Genomic DNA, 22,130 nt, shown 5'->3' on the forward strand with positions numbered 1-22,130 from the left:
AGTTGATATTAGTGTCATATTTATGAAATAATCATGCTGGAGGTGAAAATAAAGTAAAGTTGGACAAGCGATATAATAATAGAAAAGGAGAGAAATAATGGGGGGAAAAACTAATAGAAAATTAATTCACATTCGATTATTAGCAATTATGTTTATTACCAGCAGTTCTTTATTACTTCCAGGTGTTATAGTTAAAGCAAATAGCGTGGTAATAGATAAGGCACCAACAGTTGGAACTATTAATGTTACGAACATATCAACAGACGGAAAGATAGTATTTGGAATTCCCAAAGTATCTGTTAATCCTACTGATGATAAGGGAATAACTAAAGTTGAGTTTTTTGCAAAGGCAGTTTCGGCACCAGACAGTGCTTATTATAAAGTAAGGACAGTTACGGCAGCACCTTACAGTGCTAATTGGGCTACAAGTCCTTGGGTTGCAGATGGGGAATATACTATTAAAGTTGTTGTATACGATACAACTAAACAAACTGCTAATGCAACAAGAAATGTAATAGTTAAAAACACAAAACCAATTGTTGTAGCTATAGATATTACAAACATAGATGCAGATGGTAAGACGGTAACGCGAATGCCAATAATATCTGTTAATCCTCTTGATAACATGGGAATAAGTAAGGTTGAGTTTTATACAAAAGCGGTTTCTTCGCCAGATAGTGTTTATTATAAAGTAAAGACAGTTATCTCGGCACCTTACAGTACTAATTGGGCTACAAGTCCTTGGGTCGCAGATGGTGAGTATATTGTTAAAGTTGTTGTATATAATACAGCAAACCAAACTACGGATATATCAAGAAATGTAATTGTTAAAAACAATAAACCCATAGTTGTAGCTCCGACGAATTTGTTATCAACAGCGAAAATAGGTACTAATGTCCTTTTGAGTTGGACAGCAGCTGCTGGAGCAGCGGGGTATGAAATTTATGAAGGAGCAAATAAAATTGGAACAACGACTATAGCTACTGATTTTATGGCTACTGGATTAAATTCAGGAACAAATTATACTTTTACTATAAAAGCAAAAGATACCTTGGGAAACACTTCAGCAGCAACTAATAGTGTTACTGTAAATACAGAAGCTCAAGCACCAGTTAATCAAATTACTCTAAACAGTTATGTTGCTAAAGCAATATCTGCATATGAGATAGGTAAATATTCATATCTTTTAAACAATGACTATCAGCATTACAATGGTGTAACACAAGATATAGTTTATAACGGTGCGACATTATTAAGAGCTAATCCAGATGGGAGCAAATCAAGTCATTGTGTAGGTTTAACCTTTGAGGTTTTCTTTAAAGCTATGCAGACAAGAAACACCGATGCTGGAATCTCAAAAGATAGTTTTAATAATATGTCTTATGAAAATATGACTGATGCTATGCTTACCTGGTATTCAGCATTAGGAACTCTAAAATCACAAGGTGACCAACTTGCGGCAGCTATTGAAAAATATGGTTTGGGAACAAGAATAACTAATCTTGAGGAAGTTAGAACTGGTGATTTCATAGATTTTAGCAGAACAACTGGTTCAGGACACACAGCTGTGTTTATAAACTGGATTAGAGATAACAACAATATTATTGGATTTAAATATTGGTCCACAAATGTATCTACTAATGGTATTAACTACAAAGAAGAGTATTTTAGTGACAGTGTTAAAGAGGGAACTGTATATAGAAACCAGCTTTATATTGGAAGGGTAAGCTCTTTGCAAAACTATAAGTCTTTCAATAAGTAAAATTAATAGTATTACGTTTCTAAAACAATTAGGTTAAAACACAATAATCTTTTATGTAGTAACAAGTAACCTCGTATCTAATTAATGATATGGGGTTTAATATATTTAGATTATATTTATATGCTGGATGTAACATAATGTTGATATGTTCCCATTTAAGTAGACTGATTGGGCGCATTGGGGGGGGACCCAACTAAATATTCACAACTAATTGGGTGTGGATTTTTTTAGTAACCAGTAAATAGATTTCACTTCATTTTATCCATTTACTGGGATGGGGTCGCATCAGCAACCTAGTATATGTAAATATGCGGAGTTAGGCAAAGATGGAACATCTGATGCCAGTGTGACCTAATTACATAATATAATTTCTTATACAAATTTTACATTTATTAGTCTGCTGATAATACCCTATTGTAAAATATGGAAGTGGATACGCACAGGTTTTACTTTCTAAAAGTATATATGAACTCAAATATTAGTTAGGGATTTATAGGTAGATATTACTTTAAATTTAGATTTTAGTTTATTAATAAAAAAACACTATTTCACCTAGGGGGAACCCAGTGCAGTAGTGTTTTCATTAATTCATCATTTGAAAAGAATTGTTATCTAAATTATAGACTGTTTTGAGAAGTTTATTCACTGGTAGGATTATTAATTTAAGACATGCTATTAGTTATAATTACAAATAATGATATTAACAAAGTAACAGGCTATTAATTGGATAGTTCATAAGGTGTGAAAACTCACCTTTACTTATTTTAACAAGGATTTTCTGAAAAACATTGTAAATATGTTATAATTTTATTAGAGTTATTCATATTTTGAAGATACTATAAATGCAGCATTGTAAAATACTACGATAAAACTATTTAATATAGAAAGGAGAATTTGTATGGAAGTTGACTATGCTACAATTATTTTAATAGTTATTTACTGTGCTATATTAATTGTAATTTTAGCAGGGATATATAATGCAATACAAGGATTTAAAAGTTTTGTTGATAGAAATAGAAAGATGGATGAAAAGATAGATGTTATTTTAGACAAATTAGAAAATAAAGAAGATAATTGATATTTAAAGTTGCCAATTCATCTTCTATGAAGATGTTGCAGCTATGAAGGAGATGACTAAAATAATTACTCAAATAAGAGAAAAATCTCAAATTACAATACCAAAAGATTTAATTAAAAAATTAAATCTAAAAGTTGGAGATAATATAGATATTGATATTGAAAATGGTAAAATAATTATTAAACCAGTTGTTATTATACCAAAATCTCAAGCATGGTTTTGGAGCAAAGAATGGCAGCAAGGAGAATCTCAGTCAGAGAAGGATATAGAAAATGGGCAGGTAGAAAGATTTAATTCAACTCAGGAGTTATTCGAAGACCTTGATAATTGAACGTACTGATAAATTTAAAAAGGAATATAAAAAACTGCCTGAAAATATAAAAAAAGCTTTAAAAAAACAATTTGTAGTATTTATAGAACATCCTTCTCATAAATTTCATCCATCATTAAGAATAAAAAGAGTTCAAGGCACTTCAAATATTTTTGAAATGATAATTACTAGGTCAATTAGAATGACCTGGCAGTATACAGAAGATGGTATATTGCTTAGGAACATAGGTAACCATGATAAAACATTAAGTAACCCATAATATTTTAAAGAACCATCTGATGCGATTGCGACCTTAATTACAGAATATAGTTTTTAGCATGCTTAGGCAAGCCTTCATAAATACCCAGGGGTGTTTGTTTTTACATTGATGTGAAAATAAGATAATGGGTAAGTCTCAACAGTTTGTTAGAGTGGGATTGTAAAAAGGTTTATTGCCTTTTGGAATAAAAAAACACTACTTCACCTAGGGGGGAACCCGGTGAGGTGGTGTTTTAATTATTTCATCATTTAAAAGGAATCGGTATCTAAATTATAGACTATTTTGGAGAATTTATTCACTGGTAGGATTATTAAGTAAAGATATGCTACTAGTTATAGTTACAAATAATAATATTAATAAAGTAACAGGCTATTAATTGAGTGAAAACTCATATTTATTTTAGCAAGTCTTATTATTTTAAAAATATAGAAGAAATGTTATAATTTTAATAAAGATTATTCATATTCTGAGGATGCAATACATGCAACATTGTATTTAATGACGAACCAATAGTTGAACAAAGTTAAATATTTTAAAGTAGGTATTTCTAGAGGGGGTGATATTATGGTAAACATTCTTGCAGTTGCAGGTCCAAATTCGAAATATAAGTTATCCTATGCTCAGTCAGCTGGATTTTGGGCTGGTTTATGGCATGGATTAATAGTACCTATTACATTTTTAGTATGCATATTTAATTCTAATGTACGGATTTATGAAACTAATAATAGAGGTCGTTTATATGATTTGGGGTTTCTGATTGGGGCTTCGAGTTCAATTGGAGGAAGTAGTTCTAGAGCGGGGCAATAGATTTTCTGTTACGGAACATTCGTATAGTAGACTAAAGTGTAGCAACAGTAATATAAAATGAAGATAATTAACAGAATGTGGAGGATTATAATATGAAAAAAATATGTAATCAATGCCAGACTGAAATGATAGAGAATTACAAAGTTGAATCTTTTGGCGGAATTACAATTTCAAAAAAAGGTAAGTTTTTTCTAAATACTACGTATGGTACACTCAAAGCAGCAGTTTGCCCTAATTGTGGCTGTGTAATTTTTTATATTGATAACTATAAAGACGTTGTTAAGTAACCACATAATCATTAGATTACTAAATTACGTAAAATACTCTGTTTTCAGCATGAAGAACCATTCAAGATTAGTAACCAGTATATAGATTCTACTTCCTTCCATAGATTTACTGGAATGGAGTCGTATCAGCCACCTAGTATATCGGGATTGGGTGGATAGTTATGCGAAGATGCAACATCTGATGCGAGTGCGACCTTAATTATAGAATATAAAAGTATATATGAGCTCAAGTATTAGTCAGGGACTTGTTGGTAGATATTACTTAGAATTAGCTTTTAGATTATCAGTAAAAAAATACTACGTCACCTAGGGGGAACCTGGTGCAGTAGTATTTTATTAGTTTATCATTTTAAAAAGAATTGGTATCTAAATTATAGACTATTTTGAAAAAATTATTCACTAGTAAAATCATTAAGCAAAGATATGCTACTAATTATAATTACAAATAATGATATTAACAAAGCAATAGGCTATTAATTGGATAATTTATAAGGTATGAAAACTTACCTTTATTTATATTAACAAGTATTTTTGAAAAATATTGTAAACATGTTATAATTTATTAGAGTTATTCATATTCTGAAGATACTATAAATGTAGCATTTTAATCAAATCAGAATCATGGAGGTTAAGAGATGATAGATAAAATTATAGATAAAATCAAAGAAAATATTTCAGTAAAAACATTTTGTTTATTGGCTATTGACGGGTGCGGTGGGTCAGGAAAGAGCACCTTGGCAGAGCATATTGTTTCAAAGTATGGCAGTGGTCAGATAATACATATGGATGATTTCTATAAGCCATCTAATAAAAGATTACAAATGAAAATGAGTAAAAAAGAATCAGGAGCAGATTATGATATCAAAAGACTCAATCAGGACGTTATTATTCCTATCACTAATGGAATGAAAGCAAAGTCTCAAAGATATGATTGGGGTGGAGATAAATTGGCAGAATGGCACACTGTTGAACCTCATGGATTAATTATAGTTGAAGGTGTCTACTCTATAAATGACCAGTTACATAATAAGTATGACATCAAGATATTTGTAGAATGTAATAGAGAACTGCGTTTAAAGAGAGGATTAGAGAGAGATGGCGAAAACGCTTTTGATTTTTGGGAACAGTGGATGATAGGAGAGGACAAATATCTTCAAGAGCAAAGGCCAAGAGATAGGTCAGATTTTATAATTTCAGGAGAAGAAAAATACTAACAAATAGTTTAAATTTTAACTACATTAATACGCCTTTTTCGTAAAGTGTTCATCAAATCACATATATGCTATATATAGACAACTGTTAGAAATGGCGAGATAAAAATCAAAAGTGGGGGGTGTGTGAAATTAATAGAAGAGGTGCAGGAGTAATATTTTGCTTTATATCAGCATTTTTATTTGCAACAAGGTATACGAGTGCTTCTATTTTTGGTTCAAGTCTTACTTCATTGAATAAAGAATTATTTAATTCTATGCTTCAATTCACTGGTAATACGCTTATAACTTTAAGCATAATTTCATTAGTTGTAGGAATTATTTATCTTGTATTAGCAGAAATAGAAATTAAAAAATAGTTTACTTAATATTTTTTATTAAATTCTTTATCAATCGCAATTATATGATTGATGAAGAATAGTAGAATTAGGCGAAACAATAGTCTATAAAACTATTAAGGGGGAATTAATGTGGAAATAGGGAACATAGACATAGGAATTAGCGTTATTGTTGCAATTGTAGTTACAAGTCTAACTTTCCGATACCTCGTTACTACAAAGAAAATAAAAATTAGTAAAATATCAAATATATTTTATGAAGATGATGAAAATTTTATTAAATATTGGGAAAAAATACAAGAAAAGGGTAAGTTAAAATTTATCCTTAAAATTATCATTTTTACGACTGTTGGGTCTGGTATAATAGGCATAGTTTTTATATTGAACAAACGTAGAATGTACGGATATGTACAAAGCCAAACCTTGTTTGTTCCTTTACTAATGGGTGCTATTATAGGTTTAATAAATTCTCTACTTGGATGGGGTAAAAATCAGGATAGATATAGCCGATTAACAGAAAAAAGAAATGAGGAAAGTGACAATACATAACGATAATAAAAAACAAAGCGAAGTTCGCAACTTTCTTATGTGGTGAGGCAAGTATTATGTATTTAATTGAAGGGAGATAAATAATATGGAAGAGTTAATATTCATAATTTCAATCATGTTTTCATGCATACTTTTTTTAGTATTGTTTGAAAAATTAAACATGACTTTGTTAAATTCAGCTCAAAAATTCATATCAAAATTTAAAAGAAGAAAAATATATTATTACGTTATTATTATTATCATAATTGTTTCGAACGCTTTATTTTTAGGTTTCATACATTTACATCCTGTGAAAAGTGGAATAATATATGGGTTACTTTTTACCTTCGTTAACATAATTTTTGAAGAAGTTTAAAAGCAAATTAAATAATAAATAAATTAGTAGAGGATATTAATTTGTGTACAAGCAAGTACACTAGATATAATGAGGAGGAGAACTTTATGGAAAATAATAATGGCTGTCCAATTTGTGGTTGTAAAGAAATTGGCAAGGGAAAGCAATCTGCACAAGGAAAAATGTTTCCCATAGATAAAATATTTTCTTCGGGTTCGCAAATAGTTGCAGATATTTGTACAAAATGTGGGTATATTTTGTCCACAAGAGTAACAAATCCAGAAAAATTTAAGTAGTTCTCATGTTTTGTAAACTACCTAATAAATGAAAAAAGGGCAAAATAAAAAAATATAATAGAATATTAGTTTAATTCGCTATCTTCATAAGTTTCGTCACTACTATGATTTGAGATGAGTTCAAAATATATATAAATTACTAATTAGCAACAAAAATTGCTCACTATTATAAAGATGGAATAGAAAAATTGGATGATGAAGGTCATTTTCGATTAGAAAAATTCAGATAAAAATTGTTGCATAACTTGCGCAACTGTACTCAAATTCCAAACTGAAAATTATTAATCTAATAAAAAAGTGGGCTACTGATAGCAGGCATGGATAAGTTAACCTAAGTCTGAGTCCTACTTTTCTAAATAGACGACACAAGTATTTGAAGGGAGGATTTGAGATAGAAGGTATAAAAAAGAAATTTATGTTGGTTGATGGTGAATATGTAGACGAATTTTATATGAGAGGGGGAAGTATTATGAGGATGATTAGAAAATATAATTTTTGGATTACTTTTATAAGTTGGTTCGTTACATTTACTGTAGGTACTGCTGTGGGTGATTATTTAGGACTTAAAGGAGGAATATTTTCATTAAATACTGTTTTACGTTTTTCAATATTAATGATTATATTTACTATTATGCAATTTCTTATTTCAAAGGTTGTATATGTATGGAACAAAAACAAAAATAATAATAAATAGTAAGATATTGTAACTAAAAACCATAAATGATTAATTATAAATATATCGTAATATTCTTAAAGTCTTCATCAATCGCAAAAAATACGATGCTTGAACAATTGTAAGATATTATATACTAATTTACTTGAAGGGAGATTAAATATGTCACATACAATTTTAGGAATTATAGGCTTATTTTCAGGAGTTGGTGTTCTTTTACTCACATATAAAAACAGATATATAATAACTAACACTAACATTTTCTTTAAAAGGGATATTTATGAAGTAGTTAATGAGAAGAAATTTTTAAGGCTTCAAAATATAATATCTTTATTCGTAGGAGTATCATTTATTAGCATAAGTATATTAGGATTATGGTGGAGTTCAGAAGTTTATGTATTAGTAGCTATTATTCCAGGGGCATCACACTATATATTTTCTCTCCTCTGTATGAAATATGTAAAACTAAAAGGAAAAGTTTACTTATAATATTTATTTTAAATTATCAAATTTGTTTTAAGATTCAATGCATCTTCTATGAAGATGTTACAGCTCCTGTATTTTGTCAAGTGGAAATGCTGCAAAGAGTCATAGAAAAGTGCTGCACCCTCTAAGTAATAATATTTATTTTTGAACTGCTCCACCCATGTCTTTATTACGAATGGAAAATGTCAATTTGGTTCGAGGTTATTAACTTTATAAATCCAGTACAAAATATAAATTCTTGATAATAAAGCAGTATTATAGTATATAATTTAATTTTATTCTTTAATTAAATTCAAGAATGTCACTGATAAGGCATAACTGTGGATAACCTTAAAGGCTAATATTAATTGTATCTGTGGATAATTTCAATATATAGATTTTATCCACAGAAAAGCCTGAGCAGATGCTTGTGGATAAAAGTTTTTTTGCTCAAGGATTATCCCTGATAATTTTCCTAGCATTTTCCCATATATCTTGTTCATTATAAGTATACACACATCCATTCTCACAAGGTTCAGGATCTTTGCAAAATTCCTCTAGAATAAGAGTTTCAGCAATCTCAGATATTATTAAATTATTTTCTCTCAGGTCGCGTATGTACTTTTTAGTAACTATCATACTTATAATCTACTCCTTTCTTCGATACGTATGGTTGAATGCTCTATTCGATAGCTAGGACCATCGAATACAAGAAGATGACTGTGATGGACTATACGATCAATAATGGCAGCTGTAAGCTTTTCGTCATAAAATATTCCATTCCATTTTCCGAATTCAAGATTGGTGGTAATAATTAAACTTTTTCTTTCGTAACAATCTGCAATTACCTGAAACAAAAGTTTTGCACCTTCACTATCAACTGGGACGTAGCCCCATTCGTCACAAATCAAAAGTTCGCATTTTTCTAATACTTTCATAAACCTTCTTAAGGTTCCATTTTTCTTGGCATCCACAAGGTCATTAACCAGTGCAGCAGTTCTATAAAATTTAACCTTCATACTGTGATTACACGCTGAAATTCCTGTGGCTATGGCCATATGCGACTTACCAGTACCTACTTGTCCATATAGTATTAAATTCTCTTTTTTTCTGATAAATGTTCCATCAATTATGTCCTCTTTTGTTAAGGTATTTGGTATTTGTATTCCTTCGAAAATATATCCTTCAAAGGTCTTCTTAACATCAAAATTAGCTTGCTTTATATATGTGTTTTTTCTTTTTAGTTCTCTATTGTCCAGTTCTAGTTTAAACAATTGTGTTAAAAAACTTATATTATCATCCGCATTAATGCTCTTAGCATTAATTAGTATATTGCTTCCAAAATGAAGCTGTTTACAGTACTGTGTCAATATTTCATCCATTAATTACCACTCCTAACGTGAATATTCATAAGCTGATCGTATGCTGAAAAGTCTTGAATATAGGGTATTTGCGTAGGAGTGTTCCTAGTAACAACTTCTGGAAAGTTTATTGCTGGTTCTGTAATACTTCTATAACATGCAAGAAAACTGTCAGCATCATCTTTACCGTTCTCCAAAGCTAATTCAATAGCAGCTGTTGCATCTACAAGGTTACCACTAATAATCATTGGTGATATTATTGTGAGCATTTTTCTATTTTTACTATAATCACCCTTATTAAAATAGTCCTGCCAAGTCTCTGGAAGTGTCTTAAAAAAGTCCGTATATCTCAGGGCATTAGGTTTTTTAACTATTGCGGGCAGATACTTAAGCCAGTCAATTACAGGGGAATCCATCAGTATATATTTCCTTTCATGTTTTGCTATTTCAAGGTATTTTTCATCCAAAATGCGAACGTAATTTGCAGTAGATTCTATCCAAACCTCACAATTTGTATACTTAGGACTTGTTGAATATTTGTTCTTTTCAAAGGATATGAAGCTATAATTATCTGTCTTTCCCTTTATTAATCTGCAAACCTTAAATTTCTTCTTCGGAAGTTCCAAGAAAGATTGCTGATCTTGATAGAACAGTGAATTTATGCTGCCTTTTTTCTGATAATGTTCTCTATGCATATCTTCATCACAAAGCTTAAACAAATGTTTATTGTACTCATCAATATCTATAATTTTTGGTACTGGCACCATAAAATTTCTTCTGGCGTAGCCAACTTTTCCCTCTACATTACCTTTTTCATTTCCACTATTTGGATTGCAAAAACTTGCTTTAAACCTATGATGCAATACAAATCTAGAAAATTGATCTACTAATTTTCTCTTACCTTCTGGAAGAATTTTTGTTACTGCAGATGACATATTGTCAAAAAGTATTCTTGTAGGTACACCACCCATATATTCGAATATTTTCTGCATGGATTCGAGCAGACATTCTTGATTCTGAGATCTACAAAGTTGAATATAAGCACCATTACTTGCTGGAAATGACATCACAAGCTCATAACACTTCTTAAACATACCATCCTTGTCATAATAGTGAATTTCACCAAAGTCAAGCTGCGCTTCACCAAATGGGTGACTACCATATATGGAACAATCAGAAGCTTGTCTGTATAATTCTTTCTTTTTTAGTGATACATATCTTGTAACTGTTCTTTGTTTTACTAGAAGCTCGCCAGGATATTCCAACATTAATCGATTAAATACTCGGACAGCTGTATGCCTCTGCTTTCTAGGTATTTTCAAGTCGTTTTCAAGCCAAATATTAATAATTGGCTTAAGTAAATCTAATTCCGATTCCATCTGTTTAGGTTCAACAAGTTCTTGGCTCCAATTTTCTTTATCCACATATTTTTTTACAGTTCTAAAGTGAAATCCTGTCCTTCTACATATTTCTCTTAAAGATAACCCTTCAAATTCTCTTATAGCAGTGATATAATTTATCTTATCCATTGTTAGCATCCTTTCACATTCATCTCCTTCGGTGTCGACTACCTTAAGAGTATGATATTTTGAGGGTGCTTGCAATGGGTATTTTAATATCCCAACTGCAGCACTTTTGGATGACACTTTGCTACACTTTTATTATACCAAATACAAGCTCCGAAGGAGATGATTAAAATAGTTTTATTTTGATCAGTGTTTTTCTTGTATATATTATTGGGATAAATAACAATTATAATCTTAAGGGCTTAGAGCATAAATAAAAGAATTAAGAATAATTCAGATTCGATGAGTTGAGGGGAGGGAAGTGTAATGGGTTTTTGGATTTTGATTGCACTAATGATTGGGTCTTGTATATGGTGGTATACAGATTTATACGACATCATTACCAATTTAAGTAACAAAGTCATCGTTAAGACTAGGCTAATTACAATGTGCATTTCAACAATTGTTACAATTATTCTATTGCTTGTTATAATTGTCTCAATTTTTAATCATTAAGTCTAACTAATATAAGCTTTAACGACATTTGATGCAAATGGTATTTCAGTGGTGAGCTCACGGATATTGGTATATATTTTGTATGATTTACAAGTGTAGGTTATGATAATTAAGGGGGAGATAAAGAAATGAATATTCATATTATTTTTCATAGTATTCACGGACATGGTTATGCTATGGCTAAAGAAATTAAAAGAGGTGCTGAGCTGATAGAAGGGGTCAAGGCTGATATTTTCAAAGTTCCTGAAACTACTTCAGATGAAATAATTGAAACTATGGGAGGAACAGAAAAAATAAAAACTTTTTCACATTTACCTACAGCTACAATAGAAACTATGGTAGTGGCCGATGCAATAATTTTAGGGGCTCCTACTTATTTTGGAGCACCTAGTGGTCAGATGGTCGCCTACTTGAATCAGTTTGGAAACGAATGGGTTAATGGAGTTTTAGTAGGAAAAGTTGGAAGTTCTTTTACAACTACTTCAGAACAAAACGGTGGTGCAGAAACGTGTTTACATAATTTGAATACTTTTTTCTATCATCAAGGAATGATTATTGCAAGTGTACCTACAGCACTTAAATATAAGGAGATGCATGTTGAGCATAAACCAGTAGGGGGGTATTCTTATGGAGCATCTATGATAACTGGTGGTATGAATGATTATGAAATTTCAGAAGAAGAAAGAAAAATTGCTAGACTACAAGGAAAACATGTTGCCAAAATTACTAAAGCATTATGTTTAGGTATGAAAAGTATATAGAAGGTAAATAGTAAAAGAGAGGCTTACACCCCTCTTTTGCTATACTTTCAAGTCCTTTGTAGAACGTGAAGGTATAGTAATGAAATCTCTAGAGTTATGGAATATTATAACAAAATCCAAAGCAATGAGTTATTTAATATTTTATAACCACAGGGATAATTGTGAAGTAACAATGAAAATAGGTAACTAATTTAACTTACTAAAAATGCCGTACTATTTTTGCATTTAAATTTTAATCTTAAAAGTTTTAATTTCATATGGTTTTATCTCAAAAGTAAAACTATTACATTGAATATCTATTGGCTCTATGCTCTTTTCAAGTAAATCACATTCTTCTACACTAATAAAGTCTTTTAATAGGTTACAAATTACCGTTGTTCTTTTATTATATAACTCATACATTCTGACTATTATATGTGCGCTCTCTTCAGCCTTTTTAACTACCTCAATAATTACATTGTCCTTATCTATATTTATGAAGGATAACTTATGAGGTAAATTACCCTCGTGTGCCTCTTGCACGTTTGCATACATTGGGCAATTAAGTTCGTAAGCCATTTTTACTACTGAACTGTCCTTCCATTCTCCACTATGTGGATATAAGGAATATGTGAATTCATGTACCTCTCTATCAGCATCAATATTTGGCTCAGCTGCAGATTTTAATAGAGTTAATCTCATAACCGAATCCTTAATATCATGACCGTATTTACAATCATTTAATAAACTTACACCATAATCTCCTTCTGAAAGATCAGCCCATTTATGAGCACATACTTCAAATCTTGCATAATCCCAACTTGTATTCCAATGAGTTGGTCTTTCCACATTTCCATACTGAATTTCATAAGTAGCCTTATCTGAGTGAACATCTACAGGGAAAGCAGCCTTTACTAAGATTTGTTTTTCCTTCCAATCAATCCAAGTTGAAAAATCTATTTTTGGTATATCGTTGTAAATATATATATTCTGAATAATTACTGAGTCAAGGAACCTCTTCTTCACCCTTATGCAAGCTCTAACTGGACCTCTCTCAGTTAATTCTATACTCTCTACTTCATTTATCTCCCACATTTTTTCCTGATAATAAATATTAATATCCCAAGCATCAAAATTATGAGGTTTATCTTCAAAAGCCTGAAGTATGTTTGCTCTTTCATTCGGCTTAAGTACTTGTCTCTTATTTAACACATCAAATATAGAAGTAATATTTCCAGACTCATCAAACTTAACATCAAAATATTTATTGCTAAAACTTAAGACACCGGTATTAATGTTAGTTTCATAGTGTTTTTCTTTTTGTTGTAAAGTAAAGGTTTTATATCCTTTTGAAGGTATATTAGCGCCAAAGAAAATAATCTTATTTTCTTCTATTATTTGAGATGGAATTTCTCTTTCTCCATCAAATACTTGAGCTGCTTTCCACAAATATGGTAGTTCAAGTATTACGACGTCACTTCTTTCAAAACTCAATTGATTAAAAACTACAGCTGAAGTACTTTCTATTTTTATATTACGACTTATACTATTAACAGCACCGCTAAGCATTTCATTACCTAAAGCGTTAATTCTTTCATAATCATTTTTAGAATCCTCATAAACTTCTTTTATTGAGGAGCCAGGAATTATATCATGAAATTGGTTAAGAAGTGTAGTTTCCCAACACTTATTTAAAGCTTCCTGTGGATAACTGCTTTCATTTACCACCATATCAATTGTGCTAAACAATTCCACATCTGTATTTAGAAATTCTGTTTTTCTATTGTATTTTTTATTTCTGGCCATGGAAGTATATGTTCCTCTATGATATTCAAGATAAAGCTCTCCAACCCAGCTTGGAAGATTTTTATTACCCTTCACTCTTGCATCTACACTTTGGAAAAAGTCTAAAGCTTTTCCAATTTTCACTTTAGGACTTCCCGGAATACCTTTTTCTAGCCGCTTTGCATTCTCAAGCATTCCCTTTGTGGCACCACCGCCACCATCACCGTATCCAAAACAATTTAAAACCTCATTATTTATTTCTTTTTGTTGATACCTTTGCCAACATCCCATCACTTGTTTTGGATTTATATCTCCGTTATAGGTTGTCCATCCTAATGCCCTTTGCTCTTTTTCATAATCAGAGGTAGATACAAAATGAGTTAATACCTCTGAACCATCTATCCCTCTCCACTTAAAAGTATCATAAGGCATTTTATTATACTCATTCCAGCTTATCTTTGTAGTCATAAAATATTCTACACCGCTCTTTTTAAGGATCTGTGGAAGTGCAGCACTATAACCAAAAACATCTGGAAGCCATAGTATTTTGCTATCCACTCCAAATTCTTCTTTGAAAAACCGTTTCCCAAACATGATTTGTCTAATTAAAGATTCTCCAGACGTTAGGTTACAATCCGCTTCAAGCCACATTGCTCCTTCAACTTCCCAACGGCCCTCTTTTACCATTTTTTTGATCTCACTATAAATCTCAGGATAATCTTCCTTTACATATTGATATAGTTGAGGCTGACTGGACATAAAAATATATTCTGGATATTGTTTCATTAAATTTAATACTGTAGAAAAACTTCTAGCAGTTTTTTCTCTAGTTTGAGCTAAAGTCCATAGCCAAGCTACATCTATATGAGTATGACCAACACATATTTCTACTACATCTTCATTTCCACAATATTTATCATAAAACTCATTTTCCAAATATTCATTTGACGTTTTAATAGTTGAGTAATATTCTTCATTAAAAGGTTTTCTTAAATCTACTATATTAATAGCCTTTGTTAGATAGTCTAAAATATCTATCCTTCTTTTATCTCCCTTATCTAATAACTCTGCAATTTCTAAAGGTACCTTAATATTATAATAAAGTTTTTCTATTTCTTTATCTAATATAGCGATATTAGAATTTAATTCAACTAAATTCTCTTGCATACCTGCATAAGCATATAATTCTATTTCATAAAACTCGCCCGCCTTTGCGCTGTTTGTTAGTAATATATCTCTATGATTTACATCCAATCCTTGAATAAGTTTTTTATTAACATATATTAGGAATTGTGGATTTATTGCATCCCATTGACCTTCCCTACCAGTAGTAACTTCATATATTACACTTTTATCTTGATAAGCTTTTGGTATCTCAACTAAAGTTTTAAACCAAAAATGTTTATCTAGTCCACCCCAACGTTCTTTCCCTTTGAAGATATCCCAATTTTGAGCGTCTTCCTCTAATAGACCTAAATCTCCATACGAACACTCTTTAACCTTATATTCATCTATTGACTCTTTTTCAACATGGATATAACTTTCTAATTCAGTTATAATTCTTTTTATTCTTTCAACTTTGAAATACATGTGAAATCTCTCCTTTGTGAATCATAATACCTTATTATAACCACAAACCATACTCTTATAAAATTGAAAAATCAGACTTAACTTTAATATTTTTGGACATTACTTCTATAAAGTCCTGGTGGGTATCCCTCTAGCCTTTTAAAGAATTGATTAAAATAGTATTCACTAGTAAACCCTAATATTTCAGAAATTTTTTTGATATGTAGCTCAGTATTCTTTAAGAGTTCCTTAGCTTTTCTTAATTTTTTTTCATTTATAAATTCCTTTGTAGATTTTCCTACCTTTTCTTTTATAACTCTATACACTTGCTTTTCGCTGAGGAACATAAAGCTAGCTAAATCTTTTGTAGTGAGATTGTTTCCTAAATTATCCTCAATATATTTATCTATTAATCTAAATCTATAATCATTTTTAGCCATTTTTTGAGGTACTAGGCAAACACTATTAATTTTATTCTCATTAGTGGCTCTTGCCGCATGTACTATAATTAAATTTGCTAAACTCTTGATATTATTATAGAATCCTACTTCTTCATAATAAGCTTCTTTAAGTGCATCATAAAATAAGTTTAAGATATTATTTTTATCAATAAAACTCTTACACACAGCTAAAGAAAGAATCTCATTAATTACACTCATTTCAGTTATTTCATCGCTTTGTTTAATGAAATCGCAATTCATGCTATATTCAACGTAGTAATCATTTTCTTCTATACTTCTTTGTTCATGATATATCCCAGGCCGTGCAAGATAAAATTCGCCTTCACTTGCTATAAATTCACCATTATCAAGTACCACCAAACACCTTCCGGCTGCAACAAAATGAAATTCATAAGATGAATGAGTATGTCTACTTATGCACCAATTCCCCTTATCCTGCAATACCCTAAACCACAATATATCTATAATAAAATTTTCCATATTTAGTTTTATATTTAACTGTGATAATTTGTCCGATGCTTTATGAATATCTATTAGAATCACATCCAATCTGTAGCATAAGTACTTAATTAATAGTACCACACTTTGGACATTTGATATTAGTTACTATTAAGTTTTTACTGAAATCATTATTAGGTGTCATAAAAGCTATTTATCAGCAAGGGATAAAAGTACCTCAGGAGCTTTCAATGATAGGCTTTGATAATATTGGAGTTTCTGAAATTGCAAGGCCAGCACTTTCTATTATTGTGCAGCCGATGGAAGAAGTAGGCAAATTATCTGTACAACTTTTACTTAAAAGAATAAAAGGAGATTGTGACAGCTTTCCAACTATAAATCTCCTTAAAACAAATTTAATTATAAAGGATTCCACAAGGAAATTATAGAATATCAGAATTCTTTAATATTAAATTGAATGCTTTCAATTTAGGAATACCTATGAATAATTGAGTATCTATAAATAATAAAATATTAGGAGGATTTTTTATGAGTAGTTTACCATTTAGACAGGTACATTTAGATTTTCACACTTCGGAGGCTATAGGAGGAATAGGTTCAAATTTTTCTAAAGAACAATTCCAAAAAGCATTAAAACTTGGTCATGTTGATTCCATTACTATTTTTTCGAAATGTCATCATGGTTGGTCTTATCATCCAAGTGAGGCAAACGAGATGCACCCTGGGCTTAACTTTGATTTATTAGGAGAGATGATTGAGGCTGCACATCAAATAGGAGTAAAAACTCCTGTGTATCTTTCAGCAGGATTAGATGAAAAAATGGCCAGAAGACATCCAGAGTGGTTTAGGTAGTTTTGTAACCTCTACAGCAGATCGCGCTGGGTACTCATTACCTTCAAATACTGTTCCGTACAACATTCCATCAATTGTAACCCTTCTAGCGGAGTAATCCACAGTTAATTTAATGAGCCTTGCCAACCCGGTGGGGCTATTACTTTTGAAAGATTTATTAATAGTAATTAACTCTAATGTTACATAAAGCTTATTTATGGGTTTATAAAAATAACACATGATGTTATAATTTTCTAAAAGGTAGTTTGTATGCAATCTTATGTGTAACTTTTTAGATACTCAGGAAACTTTCTTTCAATTGATTAAGTGTTGATAAGTCAGATTAAAGAATTGAGGGAAGTTGAAGTTTAGTAGTGACGGAAAGTAATCAAATTGTAATTTGTATAGCTGAACAATTTTGTAAATAGACGACATAATAATACATATTGATATACATTAAAATTAAATTGAGGCTGATTTAGGGTTGGGGTTAATTCGCATCTCTCATAATTCGTACATAAGGAGTTGGTTTCAATGTATTTTAAATTAATAGATAAACAAAATTGGAGTAGAAAATTATATTTTGACAATTATATGAATGATGTTAGATGTACATATAGCATGACAGCTAATATCGATATTACAGATTTACTTATTAAATTAAAAAAAATAATATAAAATTATATCCTGCTTTAATTTATATGACTGCAAAAGTTAGCAAACAAATTGTGTTCGCAATTTGTTCATAACCCCCGGGGGTTTTTATTTTTTATAGATAAAAGCACTACTTTACCTAGGGGGAACCCAGTGAAGTAGTGCTTTTCATTATTTCATCATTTAAAGAGAATTGGTATCTAAATTATAGACTATTTTAAAAAGTTTATTCACTGCTAGGATTATAAGTAAAGACAAGCTACTAGTTATAATTGCAAATAATGATATTAACAAAGTAAAAGGCTATTAATTGGATAATTCAGAAGGTGAGAAAATTCGCTTTTATTTAACAAGGATTATTTGAGAAATATAGTAAACATGTTATAATTTTATTAGAGGTTATTCATATTCTAATGATGTGATAGATAAAACATTGTAATATATTATATATTAACAATAATAGTTTTGTGGGAGTAAATTTAAAGTTATCATATATAATTATGGAATTAAAAAATCAAAAGACTTAAATTAATTGGTGCTGTTATGGGTATAGTTAGGTGCAGAATAATTATTTCCATAATTTTGAATTTTAGGTTATACTTATATAAGTTAATATAACTAATGCTAAGGCATAATGCATACCTACGAGGAGGAGATATTAATGAATGATTCATCGTTAGACATAAATTCTAATCAGTCACTAGCAACTTCAAAAGAAGCAAATTTAATAATTAAGTTTTTTACTGGTGTAGAGAATCATGATGACGCTCAACAAATGTTGATGGATATAGAAGCTCATTATGATAAAAAAGGTGCGTATTTAGAAATTGATGCTGTTGTGTTTTGGCATTATTTACTGAACCGTAAACCATATCAACAAGTTATAAAAAAAAGTAAAAAGATTAGATACTATGATTTTAAAAAAATAATAAAAATTAAAGGTATAGAGAATTATAAGCAATTGGTTGAAGCTGCTAATGATTATAACAATAAATATAAATATAAATATTATTAAGGAGTGTAACAATAAATATAGGTGTAGATAATATGGCATTGTTTTTAGTTAGTACGTTTATCAAATGAGAGTTTAGACATTAGAGTTTAAGTGATGGTGAGGTTTTACAATTTAAAATGAAACTAATAGATATCCCATAATAAGTAAAATTTTAAAATAGTAAGTTCCACAGTGAATGGGGCTTACTATTTTTGTGTGTTATGTATGATATGATGATGAAATTGAATTTAGCAAAGTGAATTTTCTGTTATAATCACTTTACATGTAAACTTTATAATCTTTCCATATTTCTTCCAAAGTAGAAAATGTTTTTGAAATTTTTTCTTTTTCTCTTAATCCCACAGCTATGATTAATGCATTTATTACACTAAGTGGTGCTACAATGGAATCAACAAATGAAGTCATATTACATTGTGCTACTAGGGTATATGTAGCGTTCGTAGCCAGTGGAGATAGCAAACTATCTGTAATTGCTACAATTTTGGCATTTTTGCTTTTAACAAAGGAAAGAGCCTCAATTGTTCTTGTGGCATACCTTGGGAAGCCTATACCAATAACTATGTCTTGTTCATTAACACTAAGCATCTGCTCAAAAATATCACTAACACCGTAAGCGACTACTTTAACATTATCTAAAATAAGATTTAGATAAAAAGCTAAAAATTCAGATAATGCAGAAGAATCTCTAAGTCCGATTATATATACTTTTCTAGCTTTAAATAATGAATTAACTACATCATCAAAAGTTTCATAATTTATTTTTTCCAAAGTAGATTTAATATTTTCCATATCAGCTTTTAATACACTTTTTAGTGCATTTTCTTGAGTAATGTAGTCATTGGATAATTCAATTCTTTGAACGGTAGTTAATTTAGTTCTAATTAATTGTTGAAGAGATTTTTGAAGTTTTGGATAACCACTAAATCCTAATTCGCTTGCAAATCTAACAACTGTAGATTCACTTACTCCAATACTGGTGCCTAATTTAGCCGCTGTCATAAATGCCGCTTTATCATAGTGTTCTAAGATATATACAGCTATTAGTTTTTGTCCTTTACTTAAATGTGGTAATTTAATTTGAATAGATCTCATCAAATCTTGTTTGCTATTTTCCATAATAAACTCAACCCTTTCTACGTTAATTCCAACTAAATGAAATAAAAATATTCAATAAATGATAAAATGAAAGTTTTATTTCATTTTATCATTTATTGAATATAGTATCAACCAATTATTTGTTTTATTCATTTATTGAATGATTTAATTATAAATTATTCAAATATTTAATAGTTTAACTTTAATTTATATGAAATATTATTCTAATAGATTATTTTAACATATAAAACTACCCCACTAAAGTACGTGTTACAATGGTAGGAAATGAAAGGGTTTAACATAGAAGACTAACTACTAACAGGAGGTGAATTTAACATGGAATTTAATTATAAACATACATTGTATGCAAGTTATTTAGGGTACATTACTCAAGCAATAATAAATAATTTAGCACCTTTACTTTTTTTAACCTTTCAAAATCAATTTAATATTTCATTAGAAAGCATTGGTATATTAATATCTCTTAACTTTACAGTGCAAATAATAACCGATTTATTGTCAGCTAAATTTGTTGATAAAATTGGTTATAGGGTGTCGATAGTGGGAGCTCATATTCTATGTAGCATAGGGCTAATATCAATGGGTATTTTACCATATATATTTTCAAATGCATATGTAGGACTAGTTATTGCTGTTAGCATTAACGGTGTTGGAGGTGGACTTATAGAAGTATTAATAAGTCCCATTGTTCAGTCACTTCCAGGTGAAGAGAAAGCCTCTGCTATGAGTCTGCTACATTCTTTTTATTGTTGGGGACAAGTTATAGTTGTTTTGCTAACTACTTTATATTTTTATGTGGTTGGAACCGAAAAATGGTTATATCTACCTATGTTGTGGGCAATTATACCATTGTTTAATATGGTTCTATTTCTTAAAGTACCACTTCATACTATTGAAGATGATCATGCTTTAATTTCCTTTAAAAAGCTTTTCTCCACTCGAATTTTTTTGCTATTTGTAATGCTTATGATATGTGCAGGAGCATCTGAACAAGCTATGGCTCAGTGGGTGTCTTTGTTTGCGGAGTCTGGGCTTAAAGTATCAAAAACCATGGGTAATTTACTAGGGCCTTGTTCATTTGCAATGCTAATGGGGACAGCAAGGGTTTTTTATGGGATAAAGGGTTCGAAAATTAATATGAAAAAGGCATTAGTGTATAGTAGTATTCTTTGTGTTATAAGTTATTTATTAGCGGTGTTTTCACATATTCCGCTGGTATCACTAATAGGATGTACGTTATGTGGTTTATCAGTAGGCATCATGTGGCCAGGAGTATTCAGTTTATGCGCAGAGTATTATCCAAGAGGAGGGACCGCAATGTTTGCCATTCTGGCGTTGGCAGGTGATGTTGGGTGCACGGTTGGACCAGGTCTTGTTGGATTTGTTTCTAGTAGAGTTGAGAAAGCTACAATGACATTATCTAACGATTGGTTTTATAGTACAAGTATTACCGAAATAGGTTTAAAGACTGGACTACTATTTACTATTATATTTCCTGTAATTATGGTTTTTAGTGTTATGATGCTAAGGAGAAATAATATTCAAAATGGTGATACTAAAAACAGTTGAAATCCTAACAATTGCTGGCGGAACTAAGTGGAAATTAGAAACAGTAGTAGGTGATCAAAAGGATGCTAAAATTAGCATCCTTTTCTATCCACTCTTTACTTTAGGATTTTATCTAATAATATTAATTTTACATGGTTAAAATAATTTATTTGGGGAGTG

The 22,130-nt window shown here is 30.3% G+C and carries 28 protein-coding genes; 22 read left to right on the plus strand and 6 right to left on the minus strand.

What is annotated here, in order from left to right; translation table 11 throughout:
• Positions 1-97 precede the first annotated feature (97 nt).
• The 13 genes from ACREVX_RS14490 to ACREVX_RS14550 all read left to right on the plus strand — a co-directional run bounded on the left by ACREVX_RS14490 (position 98) and on the right by ACREVX_RS14550 (position 8,414).
• Positions 98-1,762 (plus strand): Ig-like domain-containing protein, encoded by a 1,665-nt coding sequence (locus ACREVX_RS14490; RefSeq protein ID WP_431544928.1) that lies wholly within the window; start codon positions 98-100, stop codon positions 1,760-1,762.
• A gap of 898 nt (positions 1,763-2,660) precedes the next feature.
• Positions 2,661-2,840, plus strand: coding sequence for a hypothetical protein (locus ACREVX_RS14495; protein ID WP_431544929.1), 180 nt, complete (start codon positions 2,661-2,663; stop codon positions 2,838-2,840).
• Positions 2,841-2,883: 43 nt separating this feature from the next.
• Complete coding sequence (locus ACREVX_RS14500) at positions 2,884-3,171, plus strand: AbrB/MazE/SpoVT family DNA-binding domain-containing protein (protein ID WP_431544930.1); 288 nt, start codon at positions 2,884-2,886, stop codon at positions 3,169-3,171.
• Positions 3,161-3,430, plus strand: coding sequence for a hypothetical protein (locus ACREVX_RS14505; protein WP_431544931.1), 270 nt, complete (start codon positions 3,161-3,163; stop codon positions 3,428-3,430). Before ACREVX_RS14500 ends, ACREVX_RS14505 begins: the two co-directional genes overlap by 11 nt.
• Positions 3,431-3,994: 564 nt before the next feature.
• Positions 3,995-4,237, plus strand: a complete 243-nt coding sequence (locus ACREVX_RS14510) for a hypothetical protein (RefSeq protein ID WP_431544932.1) — start codon at positions 3,995-3,997, stop codon at positions 4,235-4,237.
• Between the two features lie 92 nt (positions 4,238-4,329).
• Positions 4,330-4,524: a hypothetical protein gene (locus tag ACREVX_RS14515; RefSeq protein ID WP_431544933.1), complete on the plus strand. Its 195-nt coding sequence runs from the start codon at positions 4,330-4,332 to the stop codon at positions 4,522-4,524.
• A 635-nt stretch (positions 4,525-5,159) separates the two neighbouring features.
• Entirely contained in the window at positions 5,160-5,738 is a 579-nt protein-coding gene (locus ACREVX_RS14520) for a uridine kinase family protein (protein WP_431544934.1), read from the plus strand.
• Positions 5,739-5,857: 119 nt separating this feature from the next.
• Positions 5,858-6,094, plus strand: a complete 237-nt coding sequence (locus ACREVX_RS14525) for a hypothetical protein (protein ID WP_431544935.1) — start codon at positions 5,858-5,860, stop codon at positions 6,092-6,094.
• Positions 6,095-6,205: 111 nt separating this feature from the next.
• Positions 6,206-6,622 (plus strand): hypothetical protein, encoded by a 417-nt coding sequence (locus ACREVX_RS14530; protein ID WP_431544936.1) that lies wholly within the window; start codon positions 6,206-6,208, stop codon positions 6,620-6,622.
• 85 nt (positions 6,623-6,707) lie between these two features.
• Positions 6,708-6,977, plus strand: a complete 270-nt coding sequence (locus tag ACREVX_RS14535) for a hypothetical protein (RefSeq protein WP_431544937.1) — start codon at positions 6,708-6,710, stop codon at positions 6,975-6,977.
• 86 nt (positions 6,978-7,063) lie between these two features.
• On the plus strand, positions 7,064-7,252 hold the full coding sequence (locus ACREVX_RS14540) for a transcription initiation factor TFIIIB (protein ID WP_431544938.1): 189 nt from the start codon (positions 7,064-7,066) through the stop codon (positions 7,250-7,252).
• 469 nt (positions 7,253-7,721) lie between these two features.
• A complete protein-coding gene (locus ACREVX_RS14545) occupies positions 7,722-7,946 on the plus strand; it encodes a hypothetical protein (RefSeq protein WP_431544939.1) in 225 nt (74 codons plus the stop codon).
• A 141-nt stretch (positions 7,947-8,087) separates the two neighbouring features.
• Positions 8,088-8,414 (plus strand): hypothetical protein, encoded by a 327-nt coding sequence (locus tag ACREVX_RS14550; protein ID WP_431544940.1) that lies wholly within the window; start codon positions 8,088-8,090, stop codon positions 8,412-8,414.
• A 426-nt stretch (positions 8,415-8,840) separates the two neighbouring features.
• Here the strand turns inward: ACREVX_RS14550 and ACREVX_RS14555 are convergent, their stop codons facing one another.
• Genes ACREVX_RS14555 through istA form a run of 3 tightly spaced genes read right to left on the minus strand, consistent with a single transcriptional unit; the run spans position 8,841 to position 11,397 of the window.
• Positions 8,841-9,029, minus strand: a complete 189-nt coding sequence (locus tag ACREVX_RS14555; RefSeq protein ID WP_431544941.1) for a hypothetical protein — start codon at positions 9,027-9,029, stop codon at positions 8,841-8,843.
• A gap of 2 nt (positions 9,030-9,031) precedes the next feature.
• The gene (gene istB / locus ACREVX_RS14560) at positions 9,032-9,772 is read right to left on the minus strand and encodes an IS21-like element helper ATPase IstB (protein ID WP_431544942.1); all 741 of its coding nucleotides are present in this window, start codon (positions 9,770-9,772) and stop codon (positions 9,032-9,034) included.
• Positions 9,772-11,397, minus strand: a complete 1,626-nt coding sequence (gene istA, locus ACREVX_RS14565) for an IS21 family transposase (RefSeq protein WP_431544943.1) — start codon at positions 11,395-11,397, stop codon at positions 9,772-9,774. Before istA ends, istB begins: the two co-directional genes overlap by 1 nt.
• A gap of 186 nt (positions 11,398-11,583) precedes the next feature.
• Here istA and ACREVX_RS14570 point away from each other — a divergent pair, with 186 nt between their 5' ends.
• Positions 11,584-11,772, plus strand: coding sequence for a hypothetical protein (locus tag ACREVX_RS14570; protein WP_431544944.1), 189 nt, complete (start codon positions 11,584-11,586; stop codon positions 11,770-11,772).
• A gap of 128 nt (positions 11,773-11,900) precedes the next feature.
• Positions 11,901-12,533, plus strand: coding sequence for an NAD(P)H:quinone oxidoreductase (wrbA, locus tag ACREVX_RS14575; protein WP_431544945.1), 633 nt, complete (start codon positions 11,901-11,903; stop codon positions 12,531-12,533).
• Between the two features lie 225 nt (positions 12,534-12,758).
• On the opposite strand, the gene ACREVX_RS14580 is transcribed toward wrbA, so the two are convergent.
• Together ACREVX_RS14580 and ACREVX_RS14585 are read right to left on the minus strand one after the other, a co-directional pair.
• Entirely contained in the window at positions 12,759-15,887 is a 3,129-nt protein-coding gene (locus tag ACREVX_RS14580; RefSeq protein ID WP_431544946.1) for an alpha-mannosidase, read from the minus strand.
• An 83-nt stretch (positions 15,888-15,970) separates the two neighbouring features.
• A complete protein-coding gene (locus ACREVX_RS14585) occupies positions 15,971-16,909 on the minus strand; it encodes an AraC family transcriptional regulator (RefSeq protein ID WP_431544947.1) in 939 nt (312 codons plus the stop codon).
• Between the two features lie 11 nt (positions 16,910-16,920).
• On the opposite strand from ACREVX_RS14585, the gene ACREVX_RS14590 reads away from it, so the two are divergent.
• The 5 genes from ACREVX_RS14590 (at position 16,921) to ACREVX_RS14610 (ending at position 19,286) form a co-directional block, all read left to right on the plus strand.
• A complete protein-coding gene (locus ACREVX_RS14590) occupies positions 16,921-17,214 on the plus strand; it encodes a substrate-binding domain-containing protein (protein WP_431544948.1) in 294 nt (97 codons plus the stop codon).
• A 100-nt stretch (positions 17,215-17,314) separates the two neighbouring features.
• On the plus strand, positions 17,315-17,638 hold the full coding sequence (locus ACREVX_RS14595) for an alpha-amylase family protein (protein ID WP_431544949.1): 324 nt from the start codon (positions 17,315-17,317) through the stop codon (positions 17,636-17,638).
• Positions 17,598-17,735 (plus strand): hypothetical protein, encoded by a 138-nt coding sequence (locus tag ACREVX_RS14600; protein WP_431544950.1) that lies wholly within the window; start codon positions 17,598-17,600, stop codon positions 17,733-17,735. The genes ACREVX_RS14595 and ACREVX_RS14600 overlap by 41 nt, the downstream gene beginning before the upstream one ends.
• Before the next feature lie 416 nt (positions 17,736-18,151).
• Positions 18,152-18,295, plus strand: a complete 144-nt coding sequence (locus tag ACREVX_RS14605; RefSeq protein WP_431544951.1) for a CatA-like O-acetyltransferase — start codon at positions 18,152-18,154, stop codon at positions 18,293-18,295.
• Positions 18,296-18,932: 637 nt separating this feature from the next.
• Positions 18,933-19,286: a hypothetical protein gene (locus ACREVX_RS14610; RefSeq protein WP_431544952.1), complete on the plus strand. Its 354-nt coding sequence runs from the start codon at positions 18,933-18,935 to the stop codon at positions 19,284-19,286.
• Between the two features lie 258 nt (positions 19,287-19,544).
• Here the strand turns inward: ACREVX_RS14610 and ACREVX_RS14615 are convergent, their stop codons facing one another.
• Positions 19,545-20,402, minus strand: coding sequence for a MurR/RpiR family transcriptional regulator (locus ACREVX_RS14615; RefSeq protein WP_431544953.1), 858 nt, complete (start codon positions 20,400-20,402; stop codon positions 19,545-19,547).
• 315 nt (positions 20,403-20,717) lie between these two features.
• Here ACREVX_RS14615 and ACREVX_RS14620 point away from each other — a divergent pair, with 315 nt between their 5' ends.
• Both ACREVX_RS14620 and ACREVX_RS14625 read left to right on the plus strand, forming a co-directional pair.
• Positions 20,718-21,971, plus strand: a complete 1,254-nt coding sequence (locus ACREVX_RS14620) for an MFS transporter (RefSeq protein ID WP_431544954.1) — start codon at positions 20,718-20,720, stop codon at positions 21,969-21,971.
• Positions 21,949-22,110 carry a hypothetical protein gene (locus ACREVX_RS14625; RefSeq protein WP_431544955.1) on the plus strand — a complete coding sequence of 54 codons (162 nt, stop codon included), beginning with the start codon at positions 21,949-21,951 and terminating at the stop codon, positions 22,108-22,110. The genes ACREVX_RS14620 and ACREVX_RS14625 overlap by 23 nt, the downstream gene beginning before the upstream one ends.
• Positions 22,111-22,130 lie beyond the last annotated feature (20 nt).

Origin of the sequence: Clostridium sp., assembly GCF_050717545.1 — a bacterium.
Classification (GTDB): Bacteria; Bacillota; Clostridia; order Clostridiales; family Clostridiaceae; genus Clostridium_AD.

Coding starts and splice junctions, on each gene's coding strand:
- istB (WP_431544942.1), bottom strand. CDS start 9,772: ATGGATGAAATATTGACACAGTACTGTAAACAGCTTCATTTTGGAAGC.
- ACREVX_RS14510 (WP_431544932.1), top strand. CDS start 3,995: ATGGTAAACATTCTTGCAGTTGCAGGTCCAAATTCGAAATATAAGTTA.
- ACREVX_RS14570 (WP_431544944.1), top strand. CDS start 11,584: ATGGGTTTTTGGATTTTGATTGCACTAATGATTGGGTCTTGTATATGG.
- ACREVX_RS14550 (WP_431544940.1), top strand. CDS start 8,088: ATGTCACATACAATTTTAGGAATTATAGGCTTATTTTCAGGAGTTGGT.
- ACREVX_RS14545 (WP_431544939.1), top strand. CDS start 7,722: ATGAGGATGATTAGAAAATATAATTTTTGGATTACTTTTATAAGTTGG.
- ACREVX_RS14595 (WP_431544949.1), top strand. CDS start 17,315: ATGAGTAGTTTACCATTTAGACAGGTACATTTAGATTTTCACACTTCG.
- ACREVX_RS14610 (WP_431544952.1), top strand. CDS start 18,933: ATGAATGATTCATCGTTAGACATAAATTCTAATCAGTCACTAGCAACT.
- ACREVX_RS14490 (WP_431544928.1), top strand. CDS start 98: ATGGGGGGAAAAACTAATAGAAAATTAATTCACATTCGATTATTAGCA.
- ACREVX_RS14520 (WP_431544934.1), top strand. CDS start 5,160: ATGATAGATAAAATTATAGATAAAATCAAAGAAAATATTTCAGTAAAA.
- ACREVX_RS14535 (WP_431544937.1), top strand. CDS start 6,708: ATGGAAGAGTTAATATTCATAATTTCAATCATGTTTTCATGCATACTT.
- ACREVX_RS14515 (WP_431544933.1), top strand. CDS start 4,330: ATGAAAAAAATATGTAATCAATGCCAGACTGAAATGATAGAGAATTAC.
- ACREVX_RS14580 (WP_431544946.1), bottom strand. CDS start 15,887: ATGTATTTCAAAGTTGAAAGAATAAAAAGAATTATAACTGAATTAGAA.
- ACREVX_RS14500 (WP_431544930.1), top strand. CDS start 2,884: ATGAAGGAGATGACTAAAATAATTACTCAAATAAGAGAAAAATCTCAA.
- wrbA (WP_431544945.1), top strand. CDS start 11,901: ATGAATATTCATATTATTTTTCATAGTATTCACGGACATGGTTATGCT.
- ACREVX_RS14495 (WP_431544929.1), top strand. CDS start 2,661: ATGGAAGTTGACTATGCTACAATTATTTTAATAGTTATTTACTGTGCT.
- ACREVX_RS14600 (WP_431544950.1), top strand. CDS start 17,598: ATGAAAAAATGGCCAGAAGACATCCAGAGTGGTTTAGGTAGTTTTGTA.
- ACREVX_RS14625 (WP_431544955.1), top strand. CDS start 21,949: ATGGTGATACTAAAAACAGTTGAAATCCTAACAATTGCTGGCGGAACT.
- ACREVX_RS14540 (WP_431544938.1), top strand. CDS start 7,064: ATGGAAAATAATAATGGCTGTCCAATTTGTGGTTGTAAAGAAATTGGC.
- ACREVX_RS14605 (WP_431544951.1), top strand. CDS start 18,152: ATGTATTTTAAATTAATAGATAAACAAAATTGGAGTAGAAAATTATAT.
- ACREVX_RS14620 (WP_431544954.1), top strand. CDS start 20,718: ATGGAATTTAATTATAAACATACATTGTATGCAAGTTATTTAGGGTAC.
- ACREVX_RS14615 (WP_431544953.1), bottom strand. CDS start 20,402: ATGGAAAATAGCAAACAAGATTTGATGAGATCTATTCAAATTAAATTA.
- ACREVX_RS14555 (WP_431544941.1), bottom strand. CDS start 9,029: ATGATAGTTACTAAAAAGTACATACGCGACCTGAGAGAAAATAATTTA.